The 22,386-nt window shown below is 38.7% G+C and carries 32 protein-coding genes and 1 pseudogene; 24 read left to right on the top strand and 9 right to left on the bottom strand.

Annotated elements, in window-relative coordinates:
* Nucleotides 1–53 precede the first annotated feature (53 nt).
* On the bottom strand, nucleotides 54–1,718 hold the full coding sequence (locus JEM45_RS06485; RefSeq protein ID WP_198687133.1) for a Na/Pi cotransporter family protein: 1,665 nt from the start codon (nucleotides 1,716–1,718) through the stop codon (nucleotides 54–56).
* A gap of 231 nt (nucleotides 1,719–1,949) precedes the next feature.
* On the opposite strand from JEM45_RS06485, the gene JEM45_RS06480 reads away from it, so the two are divergent.
* Nucleotides 1,950–3,062 carry an HAD family hydrolase gene (locus JEM45_RS06480; RefSeq protein WP_198687132.1) on the top strand — a complete coding sequence of 371 codons (1,113 nt, stop codon included), beginning with the start codon at nucleotides 1,950–1,952 and terminating at the stop codon, nucleotides 3,060–3,062.
* Between the two features lie 89 nt (nucleotides 3,063–3,151).
* Here the strand turns inward: JEM45_RS06480 and serA are convergent, their stop codons facing one another.
* From serA to JEM45_RS06460, 4 genes are all read right to left on the bottom strand, one after another.
* Entirely contained in the window at nucleotides 3,152–4,747 is a 1,596-nt protein-coding gene (serA, locus tag JEM45_RS06475; RefSeq protein ID WP_026865817.1) for a phosphoglycerate dehydrogenase, read from the bottom strand.
* Nucleotide 4,748: 1 nt separating this feature from the next.
* Nucleotides 4,749–5,882: a pyridoxal-phosphate-dependent aminotransferase family protein gene (locus JEM45_RS06470; RefSeq protein WP_198687131.1), complete on the bottom strand. Its 1,134-nt coding sequence runs from the start codon at nucleotides 5,880–5,882 to the stop codon at nucleotides 4,749–4,751.
* 60 nt (nucleotides 5,883–5,942) lie between these two features.
* Nucleotides 5,943–6,995: an AAA family ATPase gene (locus tag JEM45_RS06465; RefSeq protein ID WP_026865815.1), complete on the bottom strand. Its 1,053-nt coding sequence runs from the start codon at nucleotides 6,993–6,995 to the stop codon at nucleotides 5,943–5,945.
* A 67-nt stretch (nucleotides 6,996–7,062) separates the two neighbouring features.
* Nucleotides 7,063–7,311: a hypothetical protein gene (locus JEM45_RS06460; RefSeq protein ID WP_026865814.1), complete on the bottom strand. Its 249-nt coding sequence runs from the start codon at nucleotides 7,309–7,311 to the stop codon at nucleotides 7,063–7,065.
* A gap of 64 nt (nucleotides 7,312–7,375) precedes the next feature.
* Between JEM45_RS06460 and JEM45_RS06455 the strand changes: the two are divergent.
* Nucleotides 7,376–8,554, top strand: a pseudogene (locus JEM45_RS06455) (lipid II:glycine glycyltransferase FemX); the annotation flags it as partial.
* Complete coding sequence (locus JEM45_RS11005; RefSeq protein ID WP_370545421.1) at nucleotides 8,448–8,684, top strand: hypothetical protein; 237 nt, start codon at nucleotides 8,448–8,450, stop codon at nucleotides 8,682–8,684. The pseudogene JEM45_RS06455 and the gene JEM45_RS11005, both read left to right, overlap by 107 nt.
* Nucleotides 8,685–8,965: 281 nt before the next feature.
* Here JEM45_RS11005 and mspA read toward each other — a convergent pair whose 3' ends face one another.
* Genes mspA through JEM45_RS06440 form a run of 3 tightly spaced genes read right to left on the bottom strand, consistent with a single transcriptional unit; the run spans nucleotide 8,966 to nucleotide 10,622 of the window.
* The gene (gene mspA, locus JEM45_RS06450) at nucleotides 8,966–9,283 is read right to left on the bottom strand and encodes a membrane stabilizing protein MspA (RefSeq protein WP_235678838.1); all 318 of its coding nucleotides are present in this window, start codon (nucleotides 9,281–9,283) and stop codon (nucleotides 8,966–8,968) included.
* Nucleotides 9,280–10,434, bottom strand: coding sequence for an MFS transporter (locus JEM45_RS06445; protein WP_026865811.1), 1,155 nt, complete (start codon nucleotides 10,432–10,434; stop codon nucleotides 9,280–9,282). The genes mspA and JEM45_RS06445 overlap by 4 nt, the downstream gene beginning before the upstream one ends.
* Nucleotides 10,431–10,622 (bottom strand): SE1832 family protein, encoded by a 192-nt coding sequence (locus tag JEM45_RS06440; protein WP_198687130.1) that lies wholly within the window; start codon nucleotides 10,620–10,622, stop codon nucleotides 10,431–10,433. Before JEM45_RS06440 ends, JEM45_RS06445 begins: the two co-directional genes overlap by 4 nt.
* Nucleotides 10,623–10,885: 263 nt before the next feature.
* On the opposite strand from JEM45_RS06440, the gene JEM45_RS06435 reads away from it, so the two are divergent.
* Nucleotides 10,886–11,470 carry a YczE/YyaS/YitT family protein gene (locus JEM45_RS06435; RefSeq protein WP_051220436.1) on the top strand — a complete coding sequence of 195 codons (585 nt, stop codon included), beginning with the start codon at nucleotides 10,886–10,888 and terminating at the stop codon, nucleotides 11,468–11,470.
* A gap of 23 nt (nucleotides 11,471–11,493) precedes the next feature.
* The gene (locus tag JEM45_RS06430; RefSeq protein ID WP_026865809.1) at nucleotides 11,494–12,825 is read left to right on the top strand and encodes an NCS2 family permease; all 1,332 of its coding nucleotides are present in this window, start codon (nucleotides 11,494–11,496) and stop codon (nucleotides 12,823–12,825) included.
* A gap of 163 nt (nucleotides 12,826–12,988) precedes the next feature.
* On the opposite strand, the gene tnpA is transcribed toward JEM45_RS06430, so the two are convergent.
* On the bottom strand, nucleotides 12,989–13,444 hold the full coding sequence (gene tnpA / locus JEM45_RS06425; RefSeq protein ID WP_166627299.1) for an IS200/IS605 family transposase: 456 nt from the start codon (nucleotides 13,442–13,444) through the stop codon (nucleotides 12,989–12,991).
* Between the two features lie 404 nt (nucleotides 13,445–13,848).
* On the opposite strand from tnpA, the gene rpsJ reads away from it, so the two are divergent.
* From rpsJ to rpsE, 19 genes are read left to right on the top strand one after another with little or no spacing between them, the layout of a single operon-like run.
* A complete protein-coding gene (gene rpsJ, locus JEM45_RS06420; protein ID WP_026865808.1) occupies nucleotides 13,849–14,157 on the top strand; it encodes a 30S ribosomal protein S10 in 309 nt (102 codons plus the stop codon).
* A 22-nt stretch (nucleotides 14,158–14,179) separates the two neighbouring features.
* Nucleotides 14,180–14,842, top strand: coding sequence for a 50S ribosomal protein L3 (gene rplC, locus JEM45_RS06415; protein WP_026865807.1), 663 nt, complete (start codon nucleotides 14,180–14,182; stop codon nucleotides 14,840–14,842).
* 21 nt (nucleotides 14,843–14,863) lie between these two features.
* On the top strand, nucleotides 14,864–15,484 hold the full coding sequence (gene rplD, locus JEM45_RS06410) for a 50S ribosomal protein L4 (RefSeq protein WP_026865806.1): 621 nt from the start codon (nucleotides 14,864–14,866) through the stop codon (nucleotides 15,482–15,484).
* A complete protein-coding gene (rplW, locus tag JEM45_RS06405; protein ID WP_026865805.1) occupies nucleotides 15,484–15,756 on the top strand; it encodes a 50S ribosomal protein L23 in 273 nt (90 codons plus the stop codon). Before rplD ends, rplW begins: the two co-directional genes overlap by 1 nt.
* Nucleotides 15,757–15,794: 38 nt before the next feature.
* Entirely contained in the window at nucleotides 15,795–16,625 is an 831-nt protein-coding gene (gene rplB, locus JEM45_RS06400) for a 50S ribosomal protein L2 (protein WP_026865804.1), read from the top strand.
* 54 nt (nucleotides 16,626–16,679) lie between these two features.
* Complete coding sequence (rpsS, locus tag JEM45_RS06395; RefSeq protein ID WP_026865803.1) at nucleotides 16,680–16,958, top strand: 30S ribosomal protein S19; 279 nt, start codon at nucleotides 16,680–16,682, stop codon at nucleotides 16,956–16,958.
* 34 nt (nucleotides 16,959–16,992) lie between these two features.
* The gene (gene rplV, locus JEM45_RS06390) at nucleotides 16,993–17,370 is read left to right on the top strand and encodes a 50S ribosomal protein L22 (RefSeq protein WP_026865802.1); all 378 of its coding nucleotides are present in this window, start codon (nucleotides 16,993–16,995) and stop codon (nucleotides 17,368–17,370) included.
* A 21-nt stretch (nucleotides 17,371–17,391) separates the two neighbouring features.
* Nucleotides 17,392–18,033: a 30S ribosomal protein S3 gene (gene rpsC, locus JEM45_RS06385; RefSeq protein ID WP_026865801.1), complete on the top strand. Its 642-nt coding sequence runs from the start codon at nucleotides 17,392–17,394 to the stop codon at nucleotides 18,031–18,033.
* 18 nt (nucleotides 18,034–18,051) lie between these two features.
* Complete coding sequence (gene rplP / locus JEM45_RS06380) at nucleotides 18,052–18,486, top strand: 50S ribosomal protein L16 (protein ID WP_026865800.1); 435 nt, start codon at nucleotides 18,052–18,054, stop codon at nucleotides 18,484–18,486.
* Nucleotides 18,476–18,685: a 50S ribosomal protein L29 gene (rpmC, locus tag JEM45_RS06375; RefSeq protein ID WP_026865799.1), complete on the top strand. Its 210-nt coding sequence runs from the start codon at nucleotides 18,476–18,478 to the stop codon at nucleotides 18,683–18,685. The genes rplP and rpmC overlap by 11 nt, the downstream gene beginning before the upstream one ends.
* A gap of 18 nt (nucleotides 18,686–18,703) precedes the next feature.
* Nucleotides 18,704–18,967, top strand: coding sequence for a 30S ribosomal protein S17 (gene rpsQ, locus JEM45_RS06370; RefSeq protein WP_026865798.1), 264 nt, complete (start codon nucleotides 18,704–18,706; stop codon nucleotides 18,965–18,967).
* 28 nt (nucleotides 18,968–18,995) lie between these two features.
* A complete protein-coding gene (rplN, locus tag JEM45_RS06365; protein ID WP_026865797.1) occupies nucleotides 18,996–19,364 on the top strand; it encodes a 50S ribosomal protein L14 in 369 nt (122 codons plus the stop codon).
* A 27-nt stretch (nucleotides 19,365–19,391) separates the two neighbouring features.
* Nucleotides 19,392–19,700: a 50S ribosomal protein L24 gene (rplX, locus tag JEM45_RS06360; protein WP_026865796.1), complete on the top strand. Its 309-nt coding sequence runs from the start codon at nucleotides 19,392–19,394 to the stop codon at nucleotides 19,698–19,700.
* A 26-nt stretch (nucleotides 19,701–19,726) separates the two neighbouring features.
* Nucleotides 19,727–20,266: a 50S ribosomal protein L5 gene (gene rplE, locus JEM45_RS06355; RefSeq protein ID WP_026865795.1), complete on the top strand. Its 540-nt coding sequence runs from the start codon at nucleotides 19,727–19,729 to the stop codon at nucleotides 20,264–20,266.
* A 19-nt stretch (nucleotides 20,267–20,285) separates the two neighbouring features.
* Nucleotides 20,286–20,471 carry a type Z 30S ribosomal protein S14 gene (locus JEM45_RS06350; RefSeq protein WP_017547659.1) on the top strand — a complete coding sequence of 62 codons (186 nt, stop codon included), beginning with the start codon at nucleotides 20,286–20,288 and terminating at the stop codon, nucleotides 20,469–20,471.
* 29 nt (nucleotides 20,472–20,500) lie between these two features.
* Nucleotides 20,501–20,899, top strand: a complete 399-nt coding sequence (rpsH, locus tag JEM45_RS06345) for a 30S ribosomal protein S8 (protein WP_026865794.1) — start codon at nucleotides 20,501–20,503, stop codon at nucleotides 20,897–20,899.
* A gap of 25 nt (nucleotides 20,900–20,924) precedes the next feature.
* Complete coding sequence (rplF, locus tag JEM45_RS06340; RefSeq protein WP_026865793.1) at nucleotides 20,925–21,461, top strand: 50S ribosomal protein L6; 537 nt, start codon at nucleotides 20,925–20,927, stop codon at nucleotides 21,459–21,461.
* Between the two features lie 24 nt (nucleotides 21,462–21,485).
* Nucleotides 21,486–21,848, top strand: a complete 363-nt coding sequence (rplR, locus tag JEM45_RS06335) for a 50S ribosomal protein L18 (protein WP_026865792.1) — start codon at nucleotides 21,486–21,488, stop codon at nucleotides 21,846–21,848.
* Nucleotides 21,849–21,870: 22 nt separating this feature from the next.
* The gene (gene rpsE / locus JEM45_RS06330) at nucleotides 21,871–22,374 is read left to right on the top strand and encodes a 30S ribosomal protein S5 (protein WP_026865791.1); all 504 of its coding nucleotides are present in this window, start codon (nucleotides 21,871–21,873) and stop codon (nucleotides 22,372–22,374) included.
* The last annotated feature ends 12 nt before the right edge of the window (nucleotides 22,375–22,386 follow it).

Below are 22,386 nucleotides of genomic sequence, written 5' to 3'. Positions count from 1 at the left end.
GATTATTTCTAAGTGTGGGTTTATTTTATGACTTTTTAATCTCTGTATTAAGTTTAATCGTAAACTGTGAAGTCTTCAGTGAATTCGTCTACACCTGTACTTAAGTTAGTTTCAGAAATATTTCTAGCATTATAACCAATACGTTCTAGATTAGAAATTAATTCAACGTATAGCATACCACCATCAGTTGAGCATTCACCTCTTGATAGGCGTTTGATGTGCTCTTTACGAAGTTTGTTTTCTATACGATTGGATTTCTGACTTAATCTAACGATATGTTCAAGTGTTTGTGGGTTATATATATCTATTGAATCGAGCGCTAACGTAAATGATTCGTATACGTGATTGTAAAGATGTTCAAGTCCTTCTTTAGCTTCATCTGATAACTCAATTTTTTCTTCGTATTTAATATGGTATTGGTTAGCCAGATTATGTGCTTGAGTAGAAACTTTTGTTAAAATACGAGAAATCTCGAGCAAGGTACTGATACGTTCAGTATCTTCTTGCGATACTTCATATTTAGTAATGTCTAATAAATAATTACGGATGCTATCTTGTAAAGTTGATGCGACGTTTATCTTGTCTTCGATTTGCTTATAAAGTTTCGCATCTTCTTTGTCACTATAACGACGTGCATCTTGTAAAGTACTGAGGACAAGTTCACCTAGGTTTTTAATTTCACTTTGTGCTGATTGAATTGCAATATTCGGTGATTGTTTTAAAAGTAGTGGGTCGAGATGTTTAGGTTTGAAGTCTTCCGAGAAATCTCTACCTGGAACAATCTTAATCACAATCCAAGCAAGAACACCAACAAACGGTATGTGTATTAATGTGTTTATAAAGTTATATGACCCATGAGCAAAGGCAATGGTCATTGGTTTATTTAAAGCAAGTAAACCTTGTAGTTGCTCCACGTATATAACAAAGAATGGCATTAGTATCATGAATATTGTTGCACCGATTACATTAAACATGACGTGTACCATGGCTGCACGTTTGGCGGCAATTGAACCGACCAATGCGGCTAATATAGCTGTTATTGTTGTTCCGATATTATCCCCAAGAAGTATTGGAAGTGCTGCTTGTAAATCTATTAGATCATTCGCATAGAAATTTTGCAGAATCGCGATTGTCGCACTAGAACTTTGTACTACAACAGTTAGAATGACACCAACTGCTAATCCAAGGAATGAGTTATCGCTCATTGCCAGCATTAAGTCCTTAAAGTATTGTAAATCTGCTAGTGGTTTTACGCCATCTCCCATGAGTTCTAAACCATAGAATAAGGCACCAAAACCAAATAAAACACGACCAATATTGATTACTTGATTACTCTTAAAGAAGAATAATAAAAATGAACCCAAAGCCAAAATTGGAAGTGAGTACGCTCCAACGTCTAAACCAATAATAAATGCTGTGATTGTCGTACCTATGTTTGCCCCTAAGATAATGCCGATGGCTTGTCTAAGTGTTAAAAATCCAGCACTGACAAGTCCAATTGTTATTGCTGTTGTACCTGAACTACTTTGTATTAAGGCAGTTACAATGATACCAGCAAGTACACCTTTGATAGGGTTAGAAGTCATACGATTTAAGATTTCTCTTAATCTGTCACCTGCGGCGGCTTGAAGACCGTCCCCCATCTGTTTAATACCATACAAGAAGATACCGAGTCCGCCGAGGAACATAAAGATAACTTCCATTGGACTAAGAGACATAAAAAGTCCTCCAAATTATAATAATTTTACATTCTTATTCACAAATTAATAAACTCAATATAAAGTTTACAATCTACGTTAATCATATTACAAATGACAGCTTTTTTAAACATATATTTAAGAATTGATAAAAGGTCTGAGTTTCCTGAAAATTTGGTAAATCAGTCGACATTTAGAAAAGGCTGTGGCAAACTTAAAAATATAATATAAATAATTAACTGGAGTGGTATTATGGCCACAATTTTATTTGATGTTGACGGTGTATTCTTAAGCGAAGAACGATGCTTTGATGTATCTACGCTTACAGTTGAAGAATTATTATACAATCCGCGTTATTTAAATTTAGACGGTAGGAAGTTTAAAGCAATATATACGGATGAAGAGATTGCCGACATCCGTAATACTATTTTTGTTAACGATAAAATCCTACAATCCTTTAAAGAAGCGGGCTTAAACTCCAATTGGGATATGCTGTTTATAACGTTTTCTGTCATATATTTAGACATCTTAGAGCAGGAAAAATTAAATCTACACGGTGTGAACTTGAACGATTTAAATCAAGTTGGCGATATGTTAGGCGACGTGACAGTTCGTCCAGAAAAAGTACTCGACTTTTTAAAAGGGACGTTGAACTCAAAGGAAGATATTTACCAGGCGCTTATTGACAAAGCAGGTGAGCTAGAAGGTTTTTCTGATCAAGGGAGCTTTCAATTGTATGGAGCACTATGGTCTTTAGGTCACTATAAATACCAAGAGTGGTATTTAGGTAGTGATTTAGTCGAAGCGGATACAGGGAAGGCTGCAGAAGAATTGGATAAGACAGGCTTCATTCATGATGAAGAGTGGATTGTTGATCCTCAGTTAATTGTTGATATGCTAGAAAAACTTAAGGAAGCGGGCTATACCATTGGTGTGGCAACTGGACGACCAAGACAAGAAACTTTGCTCCCTTTCGAACAAGGTGGGCTTGATGAGTGCTTTGATCAGCGTAGAATTTCTACGGCAAGTGAAGTGATGGCCTCACAGGAGAAGAGCGAGGTAGACCATGCACTGACTAAGCCACATCCATTTTCTTACCTATGGAGCTTATATATGCACAACGATACATTGTTCGAAGAAGCAGTTCACGGTAAAAATGTTAGTGATGAACAGATATATATTGTAGGGGATTCTGTTGCAGACTTTTACTGTGCAAAGGCAATTGGTGCGACATTCTTATGCCCCTTAACTGGTCTAACTGGAGAAGATATAAAAGACACATTTTATGAGCTCGGTGTAAAAGAGAGCCACCTTATGGAAAATGTATTAGATGTCCCTTTAGCAATTAAAGAGCTGGAGCATTAGAAGTGATAATGGTGATAAGTGAGTTAAAAAGCAGTGACTTATCACCGAAAAGAGGTCCATCCGTTAACTGAAACGGATGGACCTTATTACTAATCCAAAATAATAGTGTGCACTTTATGAATGTTTTTAATGTCTTTGATTTTCTCTAACGTCTTATCCGGTACTTGATTATCTAGGGTGAAGAGCACCATCGCATCACCTTCACGTACTTGTCTGGCGAGCTGCATGGAAGCGATATTGACCAAATCTTCTCCTAACAAGGCACCGAGTTCACCGATAATACCTGGTCGGTCAGTGTGTTCAATAATTAGGATATGAGATTCTGGCTTGAAGTCAATCGAGTATTGATTCAGTTTTACCAAGCGTTCACCGTATCCTGGGATACTGGATGAACCGATAGTGACGTGTTCTTTATCGTTGATGAGTTCGACTTCTAAATAGTTAGTGTAACCATCAGCCTTAGGATTCTTTTCAATATTATAGGTAACGCCGAGTTCTTTTAAATAATAGAGTGCATTGATAATATTTACCTCATCTGCAAAGTGCGGTTCTAAGACATGTTTGACAAAAGTACGAGTTAGAATACTCGTATCATCAACTGCAAGGTCGCCATAGTATTTGATTTTAACTTCGTGTGGTGGGGCATCTAAGAGTTGGATTCCAAACTGTCCGAGATGCTTAACGACAGACAGATATGGTCTCAGTTCTTCGGTTACAGAACTAGAAATACGCGGTGCATTGACAGCATGTGTGATCTTGTTGTCTAAGAAGTACTCAATAATCTCTTTTGATACACTTACAGCGACTTTTTCCTGTGCTTCAACTGTAGAGGCACCGAGGTGTGGGGTTACCACTGTACGGCGATGTTCTATTAAAGCTGTATTATCTGGGGGCTCTGTTACAAACACATCCAAGGCGGCCCCGTTAACAATTCCCGCTTCAAGTGCTTCTAGTAAGTCAACTTCATCTACAATACCACCTCGAGCAACGTTGATTACATAAATTCCTGTATCTTTAACCTTGTTGAAGAAGTCTTTGTTAATCAGGCTTTTCGTTTGTGGGGTGAGTGGCGTATGCACAGTGACGAAATCTGCGACTGCTGCTAGTTCATCCACTTCCATTTTTTCAATTTCATTATCATTGGCTTTTTCATCTGATAAGTACGGATCAAACGCCACTATTTTCATACCAAAACTCTTTGCACGCCGAGCGACGCCAAAACCAATTTTACCTGCGCCAATGATACCGAGAGTTTTACCTTGGAGTTCAACACCCTTATGCGCACCGCGGTTCCATATACCAGATGTAAGTTCTTTATATGCTTCAGGTATGTCTCTTGCCATGGTAAGGAGCATAGCCATCGTATGCTCTGTTGCAGATATCGTGTTACCTTCAGGTGCATTGATAACAATGATGCCATGTCGAGTCGCTGCATCAATGTCAATGTTATCAACACCAACACCTGCGCGCGCAATCACCTTTAATTTTTGAGCATGCTGAATGATTCTCTTGGTCATGGTCGTTTGGCTACGGACAATGACCGCTTCAAAGTCACTGATGATATCGATAATCTGTGCTTCTGATAATCCTTCTTGTCTGCTAACGATAAAATCATCATGAGCGATTAATTCTTCAATTCCATCTTGGCTCACTGGGTCTAGAACTAATACCTTATGTTTGACCATTTCATCTCTCCTCGTAGGCAGTAAGGGCTTTTCCATAATAGTTTTTTTGTCTGAGTTTACTTAATATATCTTCTAAGGCGCTGAGTATAGTTAGCATATCTTTCGGGAACATAAAGCCCATATGTCCGATGCGTATGATTTTTCCTGACAGATCTTTTTGACCACCAGCAACGGATATACCATAATCATTAAACAGACTGTCTTTAATTAAGGTAATTTCTTCAGGTGACGATTTTACAGCAGTGACAGTGGGTGAAGCATCAGCTTCTCCTACTAATAGTTCTAAGTCTAAAGCCTCTACACCCCTTCTTATCATCTGCTGCATTTTTTTATGACGTGAAAAGATAGCTTCTAACCCTTCTTCTTCAATCATTTCTAAGACATCATCCAAACCTTGATATAAGGTCACTGCTGGTGTTTGAGGTGTGTAATCATCTTCGAGTGACTTTAAGTACATTCTTAAATCTAGGTAATATCGCTTATCTGATGCTTGATTTAATTTTTCATATGACAGGTCGTTAATGCCAACGAAGGCAAGACCCGGTGGTAGCATTAATGCTTTTTGACTGCCCGAGACTAAGACGTCAATATCGTCACGTTTCATATTGATATCCGCACCGCCTAAGGCACTCACTGCATCGACGACAAAAAGTGTTTGTGCATTATAATCTTTTACCACTTTACCGAGTGCATTCAGTGGGTGGAGTACAGAAGCAGAAGTTTCACATGCCTGTGTAAAGACTGCAGATACATTATCAATGGTTGCTAAGAAATCTTTAAATGCCACAGGGTCAACAGCACGTCCCCATTCAACATTGTAAACATGGACATTGTAGTTATAACGCTCGGCGATATCCTTGAATTTACCACCAAAGACACCACTTACGATGATGGCGATATTTTCGCCTTCTTCTACGAAGTTGACCATCGCTGCTTCTAGTGCACTCGTACCTGAAGCGGTTAAAATCACTACAGGATGAGTAGTTCCGAATAATGGTTGAAGACGATTCTGAATTCTAACACTTAAATCTTTAAAGGCTTGGGTGCGATGTGGGATAATACCCTGCGACATTGCTTGGTATGTTCGTCTAGCAACAGGCGTAGGGCCTGGAGTTAATAACAATTCTTCCTGCACAAATACCACTCCTAATTCTTGGATAGATTAACATTAATTATAACAAAATAAATTTAAAATTCAGTTATCTTTGCCATCTTCTAGTAATTCATCACATAATTGATGTGCACGGAGGTAATTTTCTTGGTAACTTTCATTTAAAATGACCGCCTGGTCCATGAGATTATATGCTTTTAATTCCTCTAGTAGTTTGTTGTAAAACTTAATTTCATCATCATTTGCATGTGACTTTGGAGGTAAGATAAATATCAATGCCCAGTTTTGAAGTTGGATATAATGTTCGAATATTTGATTGACATATGCTTTATCTTCTTGGTTGCTTAACATATTGTAGACTTTCGAATACATCACATCTGTATCGGCGAAAAAAATCTTACGCGTCGCACTTGAGTGTATATGCTCACGGTTTAAGTCGAACTGGCCGATGCCAATTGCATGGTAATCTTTCGCATCCAGTTCATGTGGCAAGAGTTGATGTGTTTTAAAATATTCTTTAGCGTACTCAAGTGAATAACTCGATGAATACCGTCTTGCTAAATCCTCAGTCAACATTGATTTGCCACTGTTAGGTGCGCCTGTTATTAATACATTTTGCACGAAGTAACGTCTAAATGGACGTGTGACGTAATCCCAGTTCAAAATAGGGGTCTCTCTAATCTCTGTACCACTAATTCCTAAAATTTTTCGGTCAACCATAGTCATTTTGATGTCGAGTTCTGGCCAGTAGTCAGTAAAAAAGCTTTCAAGTGGTTCCACATATTCGCTTTCTCCAACGTAAAGAGTTAGCTTTTGTACATCAAAGTCAAGTTCATCTTTGGTCTTCTTAATTAGGCTAGAAAGCATCTTTAGCCAAGACTGCCAGCCATCTGGATAACGCGGGATATCAGTCTCATTAAGTTGTAAGACAGTGACATTGGTATCATTTTTAACAAGTTGACGCATCGCACGTGTTCTGTGTTCAACATTCATACCGATCTTATCGCCTCGATCGCCGTCATAACCTGAAACGATGATGACGGCGTGATGATTTTCTCTTTTTGCACGAACAATTTGTTCAAAATGGCCGACGTGACATGGGGCAAATGTTCCGAAATAAACGCCTAAATCTCTCATATAATCGACTCCTAAAAGGTACTCTGAAAAGAACAATTGAGTTAAATATGCTACAATATTTAAGAAATTAAATGTAAATTAAAGCGATAATTGCAAAATGAGCAATACCACTTAAAATAGAAATAATAGATAGTAATTTAATGCTTTTGGATGAACCGACTATAAAGAAAAGAACAGGTAAGATAATAGAGACAGCAAGTAAAATAATCCTTGAACTGAGCAAGGCAATGAGGTCATCATGTTGATATGTTAAATTAATATTGATCAAGCTATAAATATTAAATGCAGTAAGTAAGATTAGAATGATTTGTTTCATTTTTATACGCTCCCTTTGGGGACTTATTATAGCAGAAATAATGAAGAAATGATTGGTGGAGACTATGGTAGAGAAGTTAAATATTACCGATAAAACACACGATGAATTTGTAATGTCACATCCGAATGGTGACCTATTACAGTTAAGCTCATGGGCAGGCACAAAGACATTGACGGGCTGGTATAGTAGAAGGATTGCCGTCGGGCGTGATGGGCAAGTAGAAGGTGTAGGCTTGCTCCTGTTTAAGAAAGTGCCAAAGACCCCATTTACAATGTGTTATGTTTCAAGAGGTTTTGTTTGTGACTACAGAGACAGAGAAGTCCTTGAAGTACTCTTAGCTGAAGCGAAGCGAATTGCTAAGGACGAGAAATCTTATACCATTAAGATTGATCCAGATATCCAAGTAGAGGGTAATGAAGATATTATTGAAAGTTTAGAGACATTAGGATTTAAACATCACGGCTTAACAGATGGTATGAGTAAAAAAGTAATTCAACCAAGAACGACGATGGTCACTGACATAGAAGTAGATGATAAGACACTCTTACAAAGCTTCGAACGTAATAACCGCACCAAGGTTAGAAATGCCTTAAAAGCGGGAACAACTGTTGTTAAAGCAAAACGTGAAGACCTGCCTGACTTTGTGAAGCTTATGAAAGAAACAGGAGATAGGGATGGTTTCTTAACAAGAGATATCACATATTTTGAATCCTTATACGACCACTTAAACCCAGCGGGTCACATGGAATTATTTTTAGTGAAGCTATTACCTCAAGAAGCGATTCTATCAACAGAAGCGGCGATTGAAAAAGTGCATAAGGAAACGTCGAAAGCTAACAAAATAAAAGATGACCAGAAAAGAAATAACCAGCTAGAAAACTTAAACAACCGACTAGAAAAGTTGAATAGCCAACTATCGGATATGAAAGAAATCAGAAGTACGCACCCTGATGGGGTCTTATTATCCGGCGCATTGCTTGCTTTAGCCGGACGAAAAGCCTATTACTTATACGGGGCTTCATCTAATGAGTACCGAGAATACCTACCGAATCACCACATGCAGTGGCACATGATGCAATATGCGAGAGAACATGGTGCTAAAAGCTATGACTTTGGTGGTGTATCAGTATCACCCGATAAGGATGATGAACACTTCGGCTTATGGCAGTTTAAAAAGGTTTGGGGAACAGAAGTATCTGACAAAATCGGAGAATTTGATTATGTCATTAATAAACCTCTTTACACCCTATCCGAATCTATGGTTCCATTATTTCAAAAAGCGAAGATGCAAATCGGAAAAATACTCCGTCGATAATAAAAAGCTGAGCGTGCACCATGATAAGGTGCGCACTCAGCTTTTAGTTATTTTATAAATAGTAAGGTTGCATTATTGCAATATACACAATGAACAAGATAGAAGATATAGAAATAATAATTAATGATAGGGAGAAGTACGAATGTATTTGTCGACTTTCGTTCAAATTAGGTTCAGAGCGAAAGGCTCTAATACCCGTAATGACTGAAAGGGCTGATAAGGTAAACCAAATATAGATATTATAAAAAAAAATACCATCATTAATAGAATAATTAATAAAGAATAAGATTTGAATGATTATCAGCAGTATTAAAATAACGCGTCTCATAATTTATCTCCCTAAAGTGTAATTAACATTATAATCAACACAAGTGTCATAGTTAGTGTAAAAGCGTGAATTAAAAATAAGTTCTTTTGATCACCTTGTTTTTCCTTAAAAGCAGTTATTTCTACACTTAAAACAATACAAATCGCTAAGGCAATTGTCAGGTAAATATCACTACCGTCTAAGGACATCGATGTTGTAATGATCATGATTAAAAATGCTAACCCTGAAAATAGGCGTGCAATGTCTAAAGTTTTAGAACGAAAGGTTAGAATTGTTGCCGCGCTGACTACGATGTAGATTAAAACGATGAGTATGGATAAGAGAATCATGCCAGTCTCCTTCTCTTCTTATAATATTGAAAAATAAAGTGTGTTGAGAATATTGTCATTAAAGCACCGAAGTAGAATGGTATTCCTGGTGTGAATAGGAATAGTGCATTAAACACAAGAGGGCCACAAATTCTTCCTAAACTATCTAAAGAGTAGGTCGTTGCAGTCACTCTACCCATATCATCTTGAGATGCTTCTTTTGTGATCAATGACGTCATCAATGTTTTAACAAGGGCATTGCCTGTCATTAATAAGACAATGCAAATTCCCGCGTAAACTAGGCCAGTCATGAATGGCAACATTATAAATGCGACTACTGCCATGACTTGACCGATTACCATCGGCATTTTTTCGTCGCCGTCTTTAATCCTTCTAATAAATACACCTTGAGTTAGGGCGTTAAATATACCCCCGATGAAAAACAGGACACCCATCTCTGTCGGTGTAATATTTATTCTTTCTTGACCAAGTAGTTGGAAGGTACTCTCCATTCCGCTCATGAAGAACATAACGAAAAATGTGCCGACCAAAAGAATACCAATGGGTTGAGTAAAGTAATCAATCGTGAGACCGATTTTCTTAGGTGCCACATTAGTTTGTCTTTTATATGTCTCAGGTACTTTAATCAAGCTAAATACTAGGGCGCCAAGTATAACCACTGTCGTCATATAGTAAGTGAAACTCAAACTAATGCCTGCTAATAAGCCGCCAACCCCAGGACCAAAGATAAAGCCAAAGCCGATGCACATACCGATTAAGCCCATGTATTTCGTACGTTCTTCTCTTGTTGTAATGTCTGCTACCATACTGGTCGTCGCAGTGTATAACGCCCCTGAAGCGGCACCACCGATAATTCTACTTATATATAAAATAGGTAAGTTGTCGATGAACAACCCAAATATTAAGAAGCTAAATGCAAATGTAGATAAGCCGCCAATTAATAATGGACGTCGACCTATTTTATCCGATAAGCGGCCGAAAAAAGGTGCAGATAAGAAGCTCGCCAAGGAATATATGGCAAGCAAGAGTCCCATATGTAAAGTGCTGACACCAAGTTGGTTAACGAGTTCCGGTATAACAGGGATGATCATACTAAAGCCGAAGTAAATCAAAAATTGTATAATCATAATGACGGATATCAATTGTTTCATCTATATACACGCATCCTGACTTGTTGATTTTTAATAGCTTGTCTTACTTCTTTTATTTCTTTTTCAAGTGCAGCAAGTCGGTCGGTCATTTTTTTAGTCGGATGACCTGTAGATTCAATTTTTTCTAGGTCACCTTGTAAATGTACGTACTCATACTTGAGCTCTTGTAACTTACTTTCTAAGTCCATTTTACCACCACCTAAACTTAACTCATATCATATCATAATAATAATTACTTGAATGTGAAGAGAAATCAAAAATAACATTTTAACAAACAATAAAACGTTTTTATTGATAAATGTACGGATTTTCATGGATTTTTCTGTAATGAGGTGTATAATATATATGTATTTAACGGGAAGCTTAAAGAATAACTTGGAATATTAGGAGTGGTAACTTGTCCGAAAGCTTTATAAAACGTTGCTTGTTTTATTTCGTGGGACTGTTGATTATGTCCCTGGGCGTTGCCCTACAAGTTAAGGGTTTTGTGATGGGTTTATCACCCTGGGATGTATTACATTTTGGGCTCTGGCAGTCACTCGGCCTCACCTTTGGATCATGGTCAGTTATTGTCGGGATCGCCATCGTGATTACCACATCAATTTTGGTTAGGAAATTACCAAAAGGTGGTGTCTATGTCAACTTAGTGGTTATGGGAGCATTTATTGATTTCTTTGTTTGGCTCTTACCTGATGTGGCTTCATGGCCAGTTCAAGCAGTCTACTTTACTCTCGGGGTTTTTGTCGCTTCATTCGGCACTGCTTTTTACATTACGCCGAACCTTGGAGCTGGTCCTAGGGACTCATTGATGATGATACTCGTGTGGAAATTTAATTTGAGAATGGACCGAGCGAGATTCTTAATAGAATTAGTCGTTGCGATTATCGGTTTACTTTTGGGTGGTCCAGTATTTATAGGTACGATTTTAATCGTCTTGTTTTACGGTAAGTTAATCAATATGTTTTTCCCATATACAAGAGAGATGCTCATACGATTCATCGGATATAATGATCCGAAAATCTTGCAATTAAAATAATCTATAATGGATTGGAGTCAGTTATGAAAAAGTTTTTTATGTTTGATGAGCTAGGCACAAACTTTAAGAAAGAAATAATCGGAGGGCTAACGACCTTCCTTTCAATGGCTTATGTCTTAGCAGTCAATCCTTCGATCCTTTCTCTTCAGGGTGTTGAAGGTGTACCGGATGACATGAAGATGGATATTAATGCGGTCTTTGTTGCCACTTGTTTAGCAGCCTTTGTCGGTTGCTTATTCATGGGGATTATTGCGAAATATCCAATCGCACTTGCACCGGGGATGGGACTGAACGCATTCTTCGCCTTTACAGTAGTCTTAACAATGGGCATTCCTTGGCAAACTGCCTTGACGGGAGTTTTATTCTCAGGATTGATCTTTGTAATTTTAACTTTAACCGGGCTGAGAGAATACATAATTAACTCTATTCCGATGGAGATGAAGATGGCTGTTTCCGCGGGGATTGGATTCTTCATAACATTCGTTGGTCTTCAGTCATCCGGAATTATTGCGAATGACGATGCAACTTTAATTAGTTTAGGTAATATACAGGATGGTGGGGTCATCCTCACTTTTGTTGGTCTAGTGATTACAGTTATACTTATGACAAAGAAAGTGCCTGCAGCAATATTTTTCGGTATGATTGTTACAGCGATCATCGGTGTTATAGTAGGAATTGTTCCAATGCCTAATGCAATTGTCGGTTCAGTACCAAGTGTGGCACCGACATTTGGTGCAGCTTTTGAAGGCTTTATGAATTTAGACTCAATATTAAACGTTCAATTTCTAATTGTCGTTTTAACGTTTCTATTTGTTGATTTCTTCGATACAGCAGGCACACTTGTTGGAGTCGCTTCACAAGCTAACCTAATTAAAGACAATAAGTTGCCACGTGCTTCAAAAGCTCTACTAGCAGATGCCTTTGCGACGATTACTGGCGCAGTATTTGGGACATCGACGACAACATCTTATGTTGAGTCAACAGCAGGTGTTGCAGCCGGAGCGAGAAGTGGATTTGCAGCAGTCGTGACAGGTGTGCTATTCTTAGCAGCGATATTCTTCTCACCGCTCATCGTTACTTTCACATCGGAAGTCACTGCACCTGCACTTATAATAGTAGGAATATTAATGGCTTCTAACTTATCTAAAATTAGCTGGGGACGTTTTGAACTTGCGGTACCTGCCTTTCTAACTGTCTTCATGATGCCGTTAACCTATAGTATAGCGACAGGTATTGCGGTTGGTTTTATCTTCTACCCAATTACGATGATTATGGCAGGTAGACGTAAAGAGATTGACCCGATTATGTATGGACTTTTCGTGGTATTCATACTGTACTTTGTCTTTATAAACTAGAACTAATAGTACTTACTATAGAAGAAAAGATATAATTAGTAAGTATCCACCCGTATAACGGGTGGCTTTTTTTCAGCCCTATAAGGGCTCATTCCGCACATACTCCCTAAAGGGAGCTCTCAAAAGACTGCCAACCGCTATTCACTTTACCTTTTATTTGGTTTTACTTTTTGAATGGATCCACGTATTCTCGTTTTGAAATTGAATCGAGCACCCTGTCATCTGCTTCCTGCTCTCTGATATACTTTTCAATCGTTTTTTGGTTCAGTCCGACGGTGCTCACATAGTATCCCTTCGCCCAAAACGTTCTGTTTCCATATTTGTACTTCAAATTCGCATGTTGTTCATGGATAAGTACGGCACTTTTCCCTTTCAAATATCCCATAAATCCAGAAACACTCAGTTTCGGCGGAATTCTCACAAGCATGTGTATATGATCAGGCATCGCATGTGCTTCGATAATTTCTACATCTTTCATATCACATAATCGTCTAAGTATTTTCCCTATGTCTTTTCGAAGTTGTCCATACACAACTTTTCTCCTATACTTAGGAGTAAATATTATATGATACTTACAATTCCATCTTGTATGTGATAAACTTTGGTCGTCTTTAGACATTCAATATGCCCCTTTCTTTTCTAAATAGCGGTTGGTAGCCATTATTTAGTATACAGAAAGGGGCATATTATCGCTAAAGCTACTTCATCCACACGCATAGCGTGTGGTTTATTTGTTTCGCACGTCTACGTGCTCAACCGACTGAAGTCACTAATTAAAATAGCGAAGAAATCTCTAGAATACTATTGATTTCTTCGCTGTTTTGCTGTATTATATCTAACGTTGGACTTGAGTGGACACCAATGTGTCCTTTATAAGTGAAGTGCTGATTTCATGCACATCACACATCGATGACGCGAGAGGTTACTGACACACCCGGCCGCATTGCCATGGCTGATGCGTGAGAAAATTTTCGCTGAGAGAGTCTACCATAATAGGATGACGACCATAAGGAGGTATAAATAATGGCAAAACAAAAAATTCGTATTCGTTTGAAAGCGTACGATCACAGAGTGCTGGATCAATCAGCAGAAAAAATCGTAGAAACGGCTAAACGTTCAGGTGCAGATGTATCAGGACCAATTCCGTTACCAACTGAAAGAACTGTTTACACGATTATCCGTGCGGTACACAAGTACAAAGATTCTCGTGAACAATTCGAGCAACGTACACACAAACGTCTTATCGACATTTTAAACCCTACACCAAAAACAGTTGATGCTCTGATGGGCTTAAACTTACCATCAGGTGTAGACATCGAAATCAAGTTATAAATTATAGGAGGTGCGACTTTCGATGACCAAAGGAATCTTAGGTAGAAAAATTGGGATGACTCAAGTTTTCGGTGAAAACGGAGAATTAATCCCTGTAACAGTAGTAGAAGCTGCTGGTAACGTAGTAGTTCAGAAGAAAACAGAAGAAACAGACGGTTATAACGCGATTCAAATCGGTTTTGATGACAAACGCGAATATAACGCGAAAGCAAGAAGTAACAAGTATGCAAACAAAGCAGAAGCAGGCCACGCTAAAGCATCAGGTGCTGCTCCTAAGCGCTTCGTACGTGAATTCAAGAACTTAAACGTAGACGAATTCAACGTAGGTCAAGAAGTCACTGTTGATACATTTGAGACAGGTGATTTTGTAGACGTGACGGGAACTTCTAAAGGTAAAGGTTTCCAAGGTTCTATTAAACGTCACGGCTTTGCACGCGGACCAATGAGCCACGGTTCACGCTACCACAGAAAATCAGGTGCTATGGCGATGGCTGCGAGCCCGTCAAGAGTATTTAAAGGTAAAAAATTACCTGGACAAACTGGTGGTAAAACAATCACAATGCAAAATCTTGAGATTGTACGCGTTGACGCTGACAAAAACGTTATTCTTATCAAAGGTAACGTACCTGGCCCTAGAAAGAGCTTTGTAAAAATCTCATCATCAATTAAAAAAGGTAATAAGTAATAAGGAAGGGAGGATAAACACTTGGCAATCGATGTTTTATCAAAAGAAGGAACTAAAGTGAGTTCTATTGAATTAAACCAAGACATTTTTGGTATTGAGCCAAACCAACACGTACTTTTTGAAGCAGTTAACTTACAAAGAGCTTCATTAAGACAAGGTAATCATGCTGTAAAAAACCGCTCTGCAGTTCGCGGTGGTGGTAAAAAACCATTTAGACAAAAAGGTACTGGTAATGCACGTCAAGGTACAATCCGTGCGCCACAATTCCGTGGTGGTGGTGTAGTATTCGGACCAACTAAAAGATCGTATGGTTACAGCATGCCTAAGAAAATGAGAAAACTTGCACTTCGTTCAGCACTTTCAGCTAAAGTGAATGAAGAAGTATTCCAAGTGGTAGATAGCCTAGCAATGGAAGCGCCAAAAACTAAAGAATTCGTAAAAGTTCTTGAAAACCTTGGTGCTGCTAAGAAAGTACTTCTAGTACTTGATACTAAAGACGAAGTTGTTGAAAAATCAGCACGTAACATCCCTGGTGTTAAAGTGTTAACTCCAGCTAGTCTTAACGTACTAGATATCCTATCTGCTAACCATGTGATTTTCACTGAAGGAGCAATCAAAAAAGCAGAGGAGGTACTTGTATAATGGATGCACGCGACATTATCAAGCGCCCAGTAATTACTGAGCGTTCTGCTGACTTAATGTCAGAAGACAAATACACATTTGATGTAGACGTCAGAGCGAACAAAACACAAGTTAAACACGCGATCGAAGAAATCTTCGATGTAACAGTAGATAAAGTTAACATTATGAATGTTAAACCTAAGAAAAAACGTATGGGCCGTTACGAAGGCTATACAAACAGAAGAAGAAAAGCGATTGTAAAACTTAAAGAAGGTTCAATCGAAATCTTCTAATAAATATAAACACATACCATTAAGGAGGTATAACGAGGATGGCAATTAAAAAATATAAGCCTACCACGAATGGTCGTCGTAATATGACTGGTTTAGATTTCGCTGAAATCACTTCAACGACTCCTGAACGTTCATTATTACAGCCGCTTCCGAAAAAAGCGGGACGCAACAACCAAGGTAAAATCACAGTGCGTCACCAAGCAGGCGGACACAAACGTCATTATAGAATTATTGACTTCAAACGTAATAAAGATGGAATTCCTGCAAAAGTTAAAACGATAGAGTACGATCCAAACCGTTCAGCTAACATTGCGTTAGTTGCTTATGCAGATGGTGAAAAGAGATACATTCTTGCACCAAAAGGACTTAAAGTTGGTACTGAACTTATGAGTGGTGCTGATGCGGATATTAAAGTAGGTAACACATTAGTACTTTCTGATATCCCAATGGGTACTACAATTCACAACATTGAACTTAAACCAGGTGCCGGCGGTCAAATCGCTCGCTCTGCAGGTGCAAGTGCACAGTTACTAGGTAAAGAAGGTAAATATGCACTAGTTAAATTAACTTCAGGTGAAGTACGTATGATCTTACTTGATTGCCGTGCAACAATCGGTCAAGTTGGTAACGAGCAACACGAACTTGTTAACGTTGGTAAAGCCGGACGTTCTAGATGGAAAGGTAAACGCCCTACAGTACGTGGTTCTGTAATGAACCCTAACGATCACCCACACGGTGGTGGTGAAGGTAGAGCACCAATCGGTCGTCCATCTCCAGTTTCACCTTGGGGTAAACCTACGCTTGGTAAGAAAACTCGTAAAGGTAAGAACCGTTCTAACAAATTAATCGTTAGAGGACGTAAAAAATAAATGAGTTAAGTGTGCGGATTTACTCCGCACGCATTATTGGAAGGAGGCGCCTACATGGCACGCAGTCTTAAAAAAGGACCTTTCGTCGACCAACACCTTATGAACAAGGTTGAGGCTCAAAACGAAGGTAACAAAAAAAGTGTAATTAAAACATGGTCACGCCGTTCAACAGTATTCCCGAACTTTATCGGACATACAATTGCAGTATACGACGGACGTAAACATGTACCTGTGTACATCACAGAAGATATGGTTGGCCACAAACTTGGTGAATTCGCACCAACAAGAACGTTTAAAGGTCACGCAGCTGACGACAAGAAAACAAGAAGATAAACACTAACCATATGCGGTAAAGGAGGAAAGACTCATGCAATCAAAAGCTGTTGCTAGAACTGTGAGAATCGCACCACGTAAAGTACGTCTTATTGCTGACTTAGTAAGAGGTAAAGAAGTTGGAGAAGCGATCTCAATCTTAAAACTTACAAACAAGAGATCTTCACCGGTAGTGGAGAAATTAGTTAAATCTGCAGTTGCTAACGCAGAACATAACTACGATATGGATATCGATAACTTGTATATTTCTGAAATCTTTGCAGATGAAGGACCAACGCTTAAAAGATTCCGTCCACGTGCTCAAGGCCGTGCTTCTAAGATCAACAAGCGCACTAGTCATATCACTGTAGTTGTAAAAGAATATGCTGATGAAGTAGATACTGAAGAAAATCAAGAAGTAGAGAACGCTTAATAATATAAGGAGGTAATTAACTTGGGCCAAAAGATAAATCCAATTGGGTTTCGTGTAGGTGTCATCCGTGACTGGGAAGCAAACTGGTACGCTGACAAAAATTTCTCAACTCTATTACACGAAGACTTAAAGATTCGTAAATATATCGAGACTAATCTCAAAGATGCATCAATTTCTAAAGTAGAAATCGAACGTGCTGCAAACCGAGTTAACATTGCATTGCACACAGGTAAACCAGGTATGGTAATCGGTAAAGGTGGTAGCGAGATCAACAAAACTCGTACAGCTCTAACTAACCTAACTGGCAAGAAAGTTCATATCAATGTTATTGAAATCAAGAAAGTTGATATGGATGCTAAACTTGTTGCTGAAAACATTGCACGTCAATTAGAAAACCGTGTTTCATTCAGAAGAGCACAAAAACAAGCGCTACAAAGAGCAATCAAATCTGGCGCTAAAGGAATCAAAACTCAAGTATCAGGGCGTTTAGGCGGTGCAGATATCGCACGTGCTGAAGGCTACAGTGAAGGAACAGTTCCACTTCATACACTTCGTGCAGACATTGACTACGCACACGAAGAAGCAGACACTACTTACGGTAAACTAGGTGTCAAAGTATGGATCTACCGTGGAGAAGTTCTTCCTACAAAGAATAATAAATAAGTAAGGAGGAAAATTGGAATGTTATTACCAAAAAGAGTAAAATACCGTCGTCAGCACCGTCCGGATACTAAAGGACGTTCAAAAGGCGGAAATCAAGTAAGTTTTGGTGAATACGGGCTACAAGCTACAACAACATCTTGGATTACTGCAAGACAAATTGAGTCAGCGCGTATTGCAATGACACGTTACATGAAACGTGGCGGTAAAGTATGGATCAACATCTTCCCGCACACGCCATATACAAAGAAACCTTTAGAAGTACGTATGGGATCTGGTAAAGGGGCAATCGAAGGATGGATTGCAGTTGTAAAACCAGGCCGTATTATGTTTGAAGTTGCAGGTGTTCAAGAAGAGGTTGCTAAAGAAGCACTTCGTCTTGCGAGCCACAAACTTCCAGTTAAAACTAAGATCGTTAAACGTGAAGAATTAGGTGGTGATACGAATGAAAGCTAAAGAAATCCGTGATTTAACGAATTCTGAAATTGAATCAAATGTCAAAGAATTGAAAGAAGAACTTTTCAATCTGCGCTTTCAGCTAGCTACAGGTCAGCTAGAGAACACTGCTCGTATCAAAGAAGTTAGAAAAACTATCGCTAGAATGAAAACGACGGTTCGTGAAAGAGAGATTGCAGAAGCACAAGCGAATCAATAATTAGAGGAGGTCCAAATCGTGGAAGAGAAAAACGAACGTAAAGTTCTCCAGGGCCGCGTAGTATCCGACAAAATGGATAAAACAGTAACGGTACTCGTTGAAACTTACAAAAAACACCCGATCATCGGTAAACGTGTTAGATATTCTAAGAAATACAAAGCACATGACCAAAACAATACAGCGAAAATGGGCGACATCGTAAGAATTGAGGCTACACGTCCATTATCAGCGACTAAACGATTCCGTCTTGTTGAAATCGTTAAAGAGTCTGTAATTATATAATACTTGAAACAGAAGGAGGGAATCACGCATGATTCAGTCAGAAAGCCGCTTAAAAGTTGCTGACAACTCTGGTGCTCGTGAAGTACTTACAATCAAAGTACTTGGTGGTACTGGTCGTAAAACAGCTAACATCGGTGACGTAATTGTTGCAACTGTTAAAAATGCAACACCAGGTGGTGTTGTCAAAAAAGGTGAAGTTGTAAAAGCTGTCATCGTTAGAACAAAAACAGGTATCCGTCGTGAAGATGGTTCATATATTAAATTCGATGAGAACGCATGCGTAATCATCCGTGATGATAAAGGTCCAAGAGGTACTCGTATTTTCGGACCAGTTGCTCGTGAACTTCGCGAAGGTAACTTCATGAAGATTATCTCATTAGCACCAGAAGTACTATAATCTTAATCCGAAGGAGGTGCGACAACTATGCACGTAAAAACAGGTGACCAAGTCATTGTAATCAGCGGGAAAGACAAAGGTAAAAAAGGGAATGTATTAAAAGCAATTCCTGGAGAAGACCGTGTCATTGTTGAAAATGTAAACATCGTTAAGAAACACCAGAAGCCATCTCAAATGAACCCAGAAGGTGGGATTCTAGAGGTAGAAGCGCCAATTCATGTTTCTAACGTTATGCACGTTGACCCTGAATCAGGTGAACGCACTCGTATCCGTCATGAAATCAAAGATGGTAAAAAAGTGAAGATCGCTGTGAAATCAGGTAAAGAAATTAAATAAGGTTCAAACGGAAGGAGGTCACATAAATGGCACGTTTAAAAGATAGATACAATGAAACAATTAAACAAGAATTAGTAAATAAATTTAATTACACTTCTGTAATGCAAGCACCAAAAATCGAAAAAATCGTTGTTAATATGGGTGTTGGTGACGCTGTGCAAAACGCAAAAGTACTCGACACAGCTGTTGAGGAATTAACTGCAATCACAGGTCAAAAACCAGTTATCACTAAAGCAAAAAAATCTATCGCTACTTTCCGTCTTCGTGAAGGTATGCCGATCGGTGCTAAAGTAACACTACGTGGAGAAAGAATGTATGAATTCCTAGACAAATTAATCTCGGTTTCACTTCCACGTGTAAGAGACTTTAGAGGTATTTCTAAAAAGGCATTTGATGGCCGCGGAAACTACACGCTAGGTGTTAAAGAACAGCTTATCTTCCCTGAAATTGACTACGATAAAGTATCAAAAGTACGCGGTATGGATATTGTAATTGTAACAACAGCTAACACGGACGAAGAAGCTCGTGAACTGCTAACACAATTCGGTATGCCGTTCCAAAAGTAAGATCTAAGGAGGCGAAATAGTGGCTAAAAAATCAATGATTGCTAAACAGCAAAAAGAACAAAAATTCAAAGTTAGAGAATATACACGTTGTGAAAGATGTGGACGTCCACACTCAGTAATTCGTAAATTCAAGCTTTGCCGTATCTGTTTCCGAGAACTTGCTTACAAAGGGCAAATTCCTGGCGTTAAAAAAGCAAGCTGGTAAGAAACATTATTCGAAAGGAGGCAACTTAAATGACAGTGTCAGATCCAATTGCAGATATGCTAACACGCATTAGAAATGCGAACATTGTTAGACATGAAACTTTAGAAATCCCTGCATCAAACATTAAGAAAGAAATTGCAGGTATCTTAAAAACTGAAGGTTTTGTAAAAAACGTAGAATTTATCGAGGATGATAAGCAAGGTATTATCCGCGTATTCATGAAATACTCAAACGATAGCGAACGCGTTATCACTGGTTTAAAACGTATTTCTAAACCTGGACTACGTGTTTATGCTAAGAGAGAAGAGTTACCAAGAGTACTTAACGGTCTTGGAATTGCGCTTATCTCTACTTCAGAAGGTGTGCTTACAGACAAAGAAGCACGTAAAAGAAATCTTGGCGGGGAAGTTCTCGCATACGTTTGGTAATTAATATTATAGGAGGTGCAAAGTAATGAGTCGTGTTGGTAAACGTCTTATTGACATTCCAAGTGATGTAACTATCGACATCAAGGGTAATACTATTACTGTTAAAGGCCCTAAAGGTGAACTAGTTAACACATTCAATGAAGAAATGACATACAATCTTGAAGATACTACACTAGAAGTAGTACGCCCAAGTGATTCTAAAGAACACCGTACAGTACACGGTACTACTCGTGCACTTATCAACAACATGGTTGAAGGTGTTTCACAAGGTTTTGTAAAAGAACTTGAACTAATCGGAGTTGGTTATCGTGCACAAATGCAAGGTAATAAACTTTCATTAAACGTTGGTTTATCTCACCCTGTTGAGTTTGAAACAGGTGAAAACCTTCAGATTTCTGTAGAAGGTAACACTAACATCAAAATCGAAGGTATTAATAAAGAGGAAGTTGGAGCTTTAGCTTCAAACATCCGTAGTGTACGTCCACCAGAACCTTATAAAGGTAAAGGTATTCGCTATAAAGGTGAACTTGTTCGCCGTAAAGAAGGTAAAACTGGTAAATAATAAATAAGTGAGGAGTGACCATCAATGATCGCGAAAATTGACAAGAATAAAGTTCGTCAAAAAAGACATGGCCGCGTGCGTAACATGCTTTCAGGCACAACTGAAAGACCACGTTTAAATGTTTATCGTTCAAACAAGCATATCTATGCTCAATTAATTGATGACACTGCGCAAATTACACTTGCAAGCGCATCTACACAAGATCCAGAGTTCAAAGGTGAACTAGGTTCTAACGTGGAAGCAGCTAAAGAAGTCGGTGCTCTTATTGCAACTCGTGCAAAAGACAAAGGTTTCGAAAAAGTAGTATTTGACCGTGGTGGATATTTATATCATGGACGTGTGAAAGCATTAGCTGATGCAGCACGTGAAAACGGACTGGATTTCTAATAAAAAAGGAGGGACAATAAACATGGCTTACAAGAAAGAAGAGAAAGTACAAGAATTTGAAGAGCGCGTTGTAACAATCAACCGTATCGCAAAAGTTGTTAAAGGTGGACGTCGTTTCCGTTTCTCAGCTTTAGTAGTAGTTGGTGACAGAAAAGGTCGCGTAGGTTTCGGTACAGGTAAAGCCCAAGAGGTACCTGAAGCAATTAAAAAAGCAATCGAAGCTGCGAAGAAAGATCTTATTGAAGTACCTATCGTTAACGGTACAATTCCACACGAAATTAAAGGTCGTTTCTCATCAGGTAACGTATTCATGAAACCTGCTGCTCCTGGTACAGGGGTTATCGCTGGTGGTCCAGTACGTGCCGTACTTGAACTTGCAGGTGTTACTGACATCCTAAGCAAGTCATTAGGTGCGAATACACCAATTAACGTTGTTCGTGCAACACTTACAGGCTTAACTGAACTTAAAGATGTTAAAGAAGTGGCTAAGCTTAGAGATAAAACTGTAGAAGAGATTCTAAACTAAGGAGGGAATAGT

This window comes from Jeotgalicoccus sp. ATCC 8456 (genome assembly GCF_016313225.1).
Classification (GTDB): domain Bacteria; phylum Bacillota; class Bacilli; order Staphylococcales; family Salinicoccaceae; genus Jeotgalicoccus; species Jeotgalicoccus marinus.
Note: the sequence above shows the minus strand (reverse complement) of the source record. Positions and strands in the feature narration are given on the sequence as shown.